6 protein-coding genes are annotated in these 8,392 nt (G+C 70.4%); all 6 read right to left on the reverse strand.

Going from position 1 to position 8,392, the window contains the following annotated elements; translation table 11 throughout:
- Positions 1-1,152: hypothetical protein (locus tag C4313_RS10475; protein ID WP_352429809.1), on the reverse strand; the 1,152-nt coding region annotated here is incomplete at its 3' end.
- Complete coding sequence (locus tag C4313_RS10480) at positions 1,149-1,718, reverse strand: VTT domain-containing protein (RefSeq protein ID WP_352429810.1); 570 nt, start codon at positions 1,716-1,718, stop codon at positions 1,149-1,151. The genes C4313_RS10475 and C4313_RS10480, both read right to left, overlap by 4 nt.
- The gene (locus C4313_RS10485; protein WP_352429811.1) at positions 1,715-3,055 is read right to left on the reverse strand and encodes a nucleotide sugar dehydrogenase; all 1,341 of its coding nucleotides are present in this window, start codon (positions 3,053-3,055) and stop codon (positions 1,715-1,717) included. Before C4313_RS10485 ends, C4313_RS10480 begins: the two co-directional genes overlap by 4 nt.
- The gene (hisS, locus tag C4313_RS10490; protein ID WP_352429812.1) at positions 3,045-4,379 is read right to left on the reverse strand and encodes a histidine--tRNA ligase; all 1,335 of its coding nucleotides are present in this window, start codon (positions 4,377-4,379) and stop codon (positions 3,045-3,047) included. The genes C4313_RS10485 and hisS overlap by 11 nt, the downstream gene beginning before the upstream one ends.
- 295 nt (positions 4,380-4,674) lie before the next feature.
- Positions 4,675-7,368, reverse strand: coding sequence for a GAF domain-containing protein (locus C4313_RS10495; RefSeq protein ID WP_352429813.1), 2,694 nt, complete (start codon positions 7,366-7,368; stop codon positions 4,675-4,677).
- 474 nt (positions 7,369-7,842) lie between these two features.
- Positions 7,843-8,392 (reverse strand): PTS transporter subunit IIC (locus C4313_RS10500; RefSeq protein WP_352429814.1); only part of this gene is annotated, 550 nt, incomplete at its 5' end.

Here is an 8,392-nt window from a genome sequence, read left to right on the forward strand (position 1 = left end):
GGCGGCCCGGCGGGCGGCTGGATCGCGCCCCCGCTCGATCCCGGCGCCCACCCCCAGGGCGGCCCCGAAGGCCCACAGGGCCAGCCAGCGGGCAGGGACCCGGAAGGCCCGCAGCGGGGGGAGGGCCGCGGCCAGGGCCCCGTAAACCGGGTTATAGCCCCCCAGGGCGAAAAACAGGCCGAGGCCGGCCAGCGCGCCCCATCGGGCCCATCCCGGGCGCCCGATCCCCCAGGCCAGGGCCAGCCCCCCCAGCAGGCCGATGGAGGCGGCGAACTCGGAGAAGGCGGTTGCCTCCCGGCCAGGCAGCAGGGAGCGGCCGAGCAGGAGAGGATGGAGGGAGAAAGAAAGGGCCTCCCGCAGGGGAAGGCCCTCCGCGCGGATGGAGACGCGGGCCAGTTCCAGGGCCGGGAGCCACTGGACGGCGGCGAGCCCAAGGGCGAGGAGGCCTCCCTTCCCGCCGACGCGCCACGCCCCTGCGCCGGCCCCTTCCCCCTTCTCCTTCCAGAACGGGGCGAAGAAGATCCCCAGCCCCACCCAACTGATGAAGACCGTCTGGGCGTGGCCGCAGAGGGCCTGCATCGCCGCGGCCAGCCCCAGGGCGACCCAGCGCCCGGCGGCCCAGGCCCAGGCCATCCAGGGCAGCCAGGCCAGAGCCTGGAACTGGTTGATGTGCTCGGCCTGGGCCAGGAAGTAGCCCCCCAGGGCATAGGCCAGCCCCGCGGCCAGCGCGCCGCCGGCCCGGTAGCCCAGGCGGCGGGCGAGGCCCGCCATTCCCCACGCCGCTCCCAGGGCGTGCAGCAGGATCGAGACCTTCAAGGCCAGGGGGGGCGGGAGCCCGGAGAGGACCCGGTTGGGTGGGTAGAAGAAGCCCACCTGGGGGTTGGCCAGGAAGGGTGCTCCGGCGAAGAGATCCGGGTTCCAAAGGGGCAGGCGCCCGGCCCGGGTTGCCTCGGCGGCCGCCTGCCAGTAGGGGTAGAAATACAGGGCCACATCCCCCCGCATCAGGATGCCCGGCGAAAGGACCAAGGGGCCCAGGGCCAGCAGAACCGCCAGGGAGAGCAGGAAGATGGAGCCCGCGGCCCGGAGCCGGCCGCGGGCCCGCCGGCCCCCCGCCAGGAGGAACCCTCCCCGGGATCCAGCGGCCTCCCTCACGCGCCGAACCACCGCTGCAGGAGCTCGATCCCGTAGAAGCCGGCCCAGGCGGCGATCAGGTTCTTGAGGATCTTGCCGGCGGCGCAGGGCACGAAGAAGGCCCAAAGCGGCATCCGGGTGGACCCCGCGACGATGCCGGCCACATCGAAGAGGGGGTTGGGAACCAGGGCGAGGACGAAGACCACCCACGGGCCGTAGCGGCGCATCCAGCGGGCGATCTGGTCGTAATGCGGTAGGTCGTCCGCCAGGGTCTGACCCCCGTAGCCCGCCAGATACCCGCTCAGCTCCCCCACCGCCTGTCCCAGCCCGGCCACCACCCCCACGATCCATGGGTTGAACATCCCGCCGGCCAGGGTGGTCACTGCCAGGCCCGGCAGGGGGAGGATCAGCGTGGCGTTGGTGAGGGCGCTGATGAGGAAGATGGCCGGGTAGCCGAGGCGGGCCCACTCCTCGAAGCGGTCCCGATAACGGAGGGTGAAAACGACCGCCCCGATCAGGATGATCACCACTGCGATGCGGGCCGCCCACAGCCGGCCCTTGGCCACGGCCGCGGGGCGGGCGCTCATCGGGGGCCCTCCGAAGGCTCCGGCATGGGAGCGCCCAAGCGCACGATCGTCGCCGTCCCCTTCGGGAGCCCGGCCGTGGCGTGGCACGTGTCCACCACCAGCCGCGCCGTCTGCACCACCCGCGCGTAGTCCACCGCCCGATGCCCCGTCACGATCACCACCGCGTCCGCCCACCGGAGCCGCTCCTCCGTAAGCGGCACCGAGGCCAGTTCTCGCACCTCCGGATAGAAGGGGTTCCCGCCCACGCGGAACCGCGGCACATACGGATCGTGGTAGGCCGTCTCCGCCCCCCGCCGGAGGAGCAACTCCAGGATGCGCTCCGCGGGGCTGTTGCGGGCGTCCTCCACCTCCCGCTTGTAGGCCACCCCCAGCACCAGCACCCGCGCCCCCCGCAGCCCCCGTCCCGCGTAGCGATCCAGCGCCTCCTCCACCTTCCCCACCACGTGGAAGGGCATCGCCTGGTTCACCTCCGCCGCCAACTCGATGAACTTGGTGTAGAAATCGTAGGCCCGCGCCTTCCAGGAAAGATAATAGGGATCCACGGGAATGCAGTGCCCGCCCACCCCAGGCCCCGGGTAGAAGGCCATAAACCCGAAGGGCTTGGTCTTCGCCGCCTCGATCACCTCCCAGATGTCGATCCCCATCCGCTCGCACAACAGGGCCAGTTCGTTCACCAGGGCGATGTTGACGCTCCGGAAGATGTTCTCCAGCAACTTGCTCATCTCCGCCACCCGCGGGGAGGACACGGGATGCACCGGCGCCCCCAGCCGGGCCAGCAGCGCCGCCGCCCGCTCCGTGCTCCGGGGATGGATCCCCCCCACCACCTTCGGCGTGTTGCGCACCGTCCAGGTCCGGTTGCCCGGGTCGATCCGCTCGGGAGAGAAGGCCAGGTCGAAATCCTCCCCCGCTCGCAGCCCGCTGCCCGCCTCCAGGATCGGGCGCACCACCTCCTCGGTCGTCCCCGGGTAGGTGGTACTCTGTAAGATCACCAGGTGCCCCCGCCGCAGCACCCGGGCGATCCCCTCCGCCGCCGCCCGCACATACGAGAGGTCGGGCGCCCGCATGGCATCGTAGGGGGTGGGCACGCAGATGAACATCGCGTCGGCCGCCCGCAGCGCCTCGTAATCGGTGGTGAGGCGGAACCGGCCGGCCGCCAGGGCCGCCCGCAGGGCCTCCGGGGGGACGTCCCGCAGGGGGCTCTCCCCGGCGGCCAGCCGTTGCACCTTCCCCGCGTCCACATCCACCCCCACGACCTCCAGCCCCGCCTCGGCGAAGGCCAGGGCCAGGGGCAGCCCCACATACCCCAGCCCGATCACCCCCACCCGCTCATCCACCATTGGACCCTCCCAGGGCGCTTCGGATCCAGCGGGCGGCCTCCGCCACCGGCAGCGTCCGCTGCTCCCCGGTGTCCATCGCCCGGGCGGTGATCATCCCCCGTGCCGCCTCGTCCGGCCCGACGAAGACCACGAAGGGGATCCCTTTGTGGTGGGCGTAACGCAACTGGGCCTCCAGGCGGCGGGGCTCGAGATAGAGCATGGTGTTCAGGCCGGCCTGGCGCAACGCCCGGGCCGTGGCGATGGCGGCGCCCATCCGCTCCTCATCGAAGACCGTCACCAGGACCTCCACGGGGGTCCGCCGCAGGCCCGCCGGCGCCATCCCCAGTTCCTCGATCACATCGATGATCCGCTCGATACCGAAACTGGTCCCGGTCATGGGGACGCTCTGCTTGGCGAAGAGGCCGACCAAGCCGTCGTAGCGGCCGCCGCCGGTGATGGAGCCGATCTTCGGCTCGGTGACCACCGTCTCGAAGATGGGCCCGGTGTAGTATTCCAGCCCGCGCACCATCGTGAAGGAGATCCGGTAGTGTTGGGGGGAGACGCCCATCTGATCCAGGAACCCGAGGAGGGCTTCCAGTTCCCGCAGGCCCTCCATGGCCTCCGGGATCTCCGCCGCGGCCATCTCCCGGGCCAGGGCCTGGAGCACCTCGCGGCCCTCCCCCTGGATGGCCAGCAGCCCGGCCATGCGTCGGATGACCTCCTCCGGGATGCCGTAGCGGCGCATCTCCTCCTGGACCCCTTCCATCCCCAGGCGGTCGAACTTGTCGATGGCCCGGTAGAGCTGGCCCAGCAGGGGCTCCGGGACCCCGGAGAAGCGGCCCAGGCCGGCCAGCAGCTTGCGGTCGTTGATCAAGATGACGAAATTGCGGAAGCCCAGGCGGGTGAGGGCCTCGTCGATGAGGGCCACGATCTCGGCGTCGGCGGCCATGGAGGTCGTCCCCACAATATCCGCGTCGCACTGATAGAACTCGCGGTAGCGCCCTTTCTGAGGCCGCTCGGCCCGCCACACCGGCGCGATCTGGTAGCGCTTGAAGGGTTTGGGGAGGTGGGGATACATGGCCACCACACGGGCCAGGGGCACTGAGAGGTCATAGCGCAGGCTGAGGGCCTCCTTCCCCTCTCGGTGCTGGGCATCGTAGATCAGCTTCTCGGCGTCGGGCCCGTATTTGCCCATCAAGGTCTCGCGCAGCTCCAGAGCTGGGGTGTGCAACGGCTCGAACCCGTAGGCCTCAAAGATCCGCTCGAAGGTCCGGATCACATACCGGCGCAGCATCATCTGATCGGGGAGGATGTCCCGCATCCCCCGAGGCAACCGCGGCTCCATGGATCGACGGCCCCCTCCACAGGATCTTTGCTAGTTTAGCCGGGTTCGCGGGGGCAGGGGAAGGGAGAGCCCATGAGGCGAGCGCCCTCCCAGCCGCCAGGCGATCGCCCTGGGTTTCCTCAGTAGGGCCGCCGCCGGCCGTCCAAACCGAAAGGGGGCAGGGCGGTTCTCCCTGCCCCCTGCCGCCCAGCCCTCCAGCGGCCTGTCCCCGGAGGACCATACCAATGAAGATGAACCCACACCCCGACGGCGATGGCGATCCCGCTTCCGGGCCGCCAGGGCTGCCCGGCGTGCGCTACCCCAGCCGCGGGAGGAGGAGGCAGACCTCGGTGCCTTTGGGGTGGCGGGGGCGCACCTCCAGCCGCCCCCCGTGGGCCTCGGCCACCGCTCGGGCCAGGGCCAGCCCGATGCCCATCCCCCCGAACCGCCGGGTCAGGCCCCCATCGACCTGATAGAAAGGCTCCCCCACCCGCCCCAGCGCCGCCGTCGGGATCCCGATCCCCTCATCCCACACCCGCACCACCACTTCTTCCGCGGCCCCCACCACCTCCACCCCGACCTCCCCTCCCTCCGGCATGAACTTCACCGCGTTCCCGAGCACCTCCCCCACTGCCCGCGCCAGCGCCTCCGCATCCCCCCGCACCCACACGGGCGCCTCCGGCAGCCGTACCACCACCCGATACCGCCCCGCCTCTATCCCAGCCTGCCACACCCGCACCACTTTCCTGATCAAATGGACGATCTCCACAGGCTGTTGCGCCAACGCGCCCCCCCGCGCCGCCTGCAGCATCAACAGCAACTCCACGTACCGCTGCAACTCCGCCAGCCGCCCCCGGCACACGGCCACCGCCTCTGCTTGTTCTGGGCGCAGCGCCCCGAAAGCCCCCTCCGCCAACAACTCCAAATACCCCAGTGCCACCGCCAAAGGCGTCCGCAACTCGTGGGACATGTTCTGGATCATCTCATCCCGCAGCCGCAGTGCCTCTCCCAGAGCCCGGGCCTGGGCCTCCTCGCGCGCCATCAGCCGCGCCCGATGCAGCCCTATCGCTACCAGGTCCGCCACGCGCTCCAGCAACGACCGGGTCTCCGCGTCCAGCCGCCGCGGCTGCCGCCAGGCCACATGCAGCACCCCCAGCCCCTCCCCTTCGTGCCGCAACGGCACCGCCGCGAAACTCCGGATTCCCTCTCGTTCCACCACCGCCCGCGCCGCCGGTGGATCGAGGAAGGTCTCCGCTGCCTCCACCCACAACGCCTCCCCGGGGATGGCCACCGGCCGCTGGCCGAAGAAAGCCCCATCCTCTGTGCCGAACCCCCGCTGGGCCACCAGGCGCAGCTCCCCGCTGCCCCCCGGCTCGATCCCGTGAACGCTGGCCGCGTCGGCCGGCAGATCGGCCAGCAGCGCCTCCAACACCGCCTCCAACAGCGCCGGCAGCCGCGGGGCCCGGTTCAACGCCTCCGCTACCCGATACAGAACCCGCAGCCGCGCCTCCCGGCGCCGCAGATCCTCCAGCAGCCGCAGCCGCTCCACCGCCGCTCCCAACTCCCGCCCCACCGCTTCTACCAAAGCGATCTCCTCCCCCCGCCAGGGCCGCGCCGCATGGTCCGCCACGACCAGCCCGCCCAGCCGCTTCTCACCCCGCACCACCGGCACCACCAGGGAGGACCGGACCCCAAACGGAAGCAGCGCCGACTTCCAGGCCGCCAGCGGATGCCCGTCCCGCACCGCCGCCCAATCGGACACCGCATGGGTCCCCTCCGGGATCCCCCGTGTCGCCCGAGCCGCCGCCGCGCTGGCCTGCCCCAGCGCTGACGGCGCCCCATGGAGCACCGCCCGGTCCTCCAGCCAGAGGGCCCCGATCGGAGCCCCCAAGGCCTTCCGCAGATGGCCGAGGGCCCGATCCATCAGGGCCTCTAGATCCTGGGACTCCAGCGCCTCTCGCAACACCGCGTGCAGGGCCTCCAGATGGGCCGCCCGGCGCTGGGCCTCCTCCAGCGCCCGCGCTCGCTCCACCACCCCGGCCACCTGGGCCGCAACGATCGCCGCCAGATCTTGTTCCGCCTCGGTGAAGGCCCGCGGCGCCCGCACGCTGTCGATCCCGATCGTCCCGATCACCCGCTCCTCCACCACCATAGGCACGATCAACAGCGAGCGGATCCCCAGCCTCTGCAGCACCGGTCCCACTGGCCCCAGGATCGGATCCCCGGTGTCTGGGATGGCCAGGGGGCGCCGCTCCTGCAGGATCCAGGCCATCGAGGGGTTGCCGGCGATGGGGATGGTCGTCCCGATCCCGGAAGCTGTCCCAACCGGGTTGTATTCCGCCACCACGGTCAGATGATCCCCCTCCGCCGCCATCAGGGCGATCGCTCCCCGATTCGCGCGGAGCAGCTCCACCAGTTCTTGGAGGATCCGGGTGAGGATCTCCGTCATGGAGCCGGAGGCTTGGAGCCTGAGGACCAACCGGTGCAGGCGGGCCGCCAGCGCCGCCGCCTCCCCAGGGGATTGCCCGGAGAGGGCCAGCCCCAACATCCAGCCCGCCTGCCCCAACCGTCCCCAGGTTTCCGGGGGCACAGGGCTTCCGACGCCTTCGGCAACCAGCACCCCCCGGATGCGCCCGCGGGGGCCCAGGGGGAAATAGCCCCACCATCGCCCTTCGGCTTCCTCCAGGGTAGGCACGCCCCGCACTGCCGCCCAAGCGGCCCCGCTGGATTCCGGCGGCCGGAGCGGAAGGACCCGGAACGACCGCTCGGGCTGACCGGCCACAGCCACGGGGAGCAGACAAGCCTCCCCTTCATCCATTTGCAGGAGGGTCAGTGCGGCCAGGGAAAGCGGTCCCTGTAAGGCCCGGAAAAGGCTACAGACCATCCGCGCCGGATGCGAAGCCTCCATCAAGGCCTGGGCCAGCACCGCCTCCTCCGACAACGCCAGGGGCACTTCCCGGAACCGCGACGTGGGCGCAGCAGTCCCCTGGGGATCTGAATGTTCCATCATCCGTTCATCTCCGCAAAAACGGGCTCAGCGGCCGAAGCGGGGATCGGCGCAGCGATCCGGAGGGAAAAAGAGGATCGAGGTCCAACTCCCGGGAGATCCCTTGAATAGGGGGATATCACCCCCCCCGGGGGGGTGAGGAAAAGGATGAGGCTGAAGGAAAATGAGGCATCAGGGGATCGCCGCAGATCTCTGGCTTGCCAGCAGAAGCAGACAGCCTCCGCCCTAGGCCCAGCCATCCGGACAGGGCCGAGAAGGTTCTCCATCGGCAGTGCGGGCTGCCCAACGGGTCGCTCCCGGATGGCCACCGCGAACGTCATCCGCTCCATCGCTCCCGGGCTGGAGGTGGCTCGTTGTTGTTATATTAATCCTAACCTAGGGAACAGGCAAGCGCTGCCCGCGAGGAGCGCCGTTCCTATCTGAGCGAACCGCGTATGCCCTGGGGGGTGATCTGGGTGCGGCCGGCCGGGCTGCGGATCATCGCCGCCCGGCGATCTCATGGCCGGCCGAGACGAGCATCCCGATGAGCCCCCCGTAGGCCATGGACACCTGCCCGTAGGGGAAAAAGAGGGGACAATCCAGGGCGGGGATGGCGCCCGGGACGATGCGCTCCGCGATCCCCTTGAAGGAGGGGATCAGCTCAGCGATGATCATCCGGACACCCATGATCAGGATGGCGAAGCCAGCCGCGAAATTCAGCGCCTGCAACAGGACCCAGATGATCGGATGCTTGCCCGCCTTGGCCGCCGCCTCCGTCACAAAGCCCACGTTGAGGGCGGCCATGAGGATGTAGACCACCAAGAAGGTGGCTGCCATCAGCAGCATGGGCTCTCGCAACCCCTCGAGGGCCCGCGGGAAGTAGATGGCCTCCATATCCCCGACCCGCCGCTTCCCACCACCAGAAAGAAGCCGCGAGAGCCACGCGGTGGCCAAGACCGTCAGGGACGAGGAGTGACCCAACACAAAGCCACTTCCCTCGTTCACGAAGAGATCGAAGCGGTGGGTGTACCAGGGCTGGATGGTTTGA

The sequence above is a fragment of the Thermoflexus sp. genome, assembly GCF_040289485.1.
Lineage (GTDB): Bacteria > Chloroflexota > Anaerolineae > Thermoflexales > Thermoflexaceae > Thermoflexus.

Excerpts from the sequence above, each read along its gene's own strand:
- C4313_RS10480 (WP_352429810.1), bottom strand. The coding sequence starts at position 1,718 with ATGAGCGCCCGCCCCGCGGCCGTGGCCAAGGGCCGGCTGTGGGCGGCC.
- C4313_RS10485 (WP_352429811.1), bottom strand. The coding sequence starts at position 3,055 with ATGGTGGATGAGCGGGTGGGGGTGATCGGGCTGGGGTATGTGGGGCTG.
- hisS (WP_352429812.1), bottom strand. The coding sequence starts at position 4,379 with ATGGAGCCGCGGTTGCCTCGGGGGATGCGGGACATCCTCCCCGATCAG.
- C4313_RS10495 (WP_352429813.1), bottom strand. The coding sequence starts at position 7,368 with ATGATGGAACATTCAGATCCCCAGGGGACTGCTGCGCCCACGTCGCGG.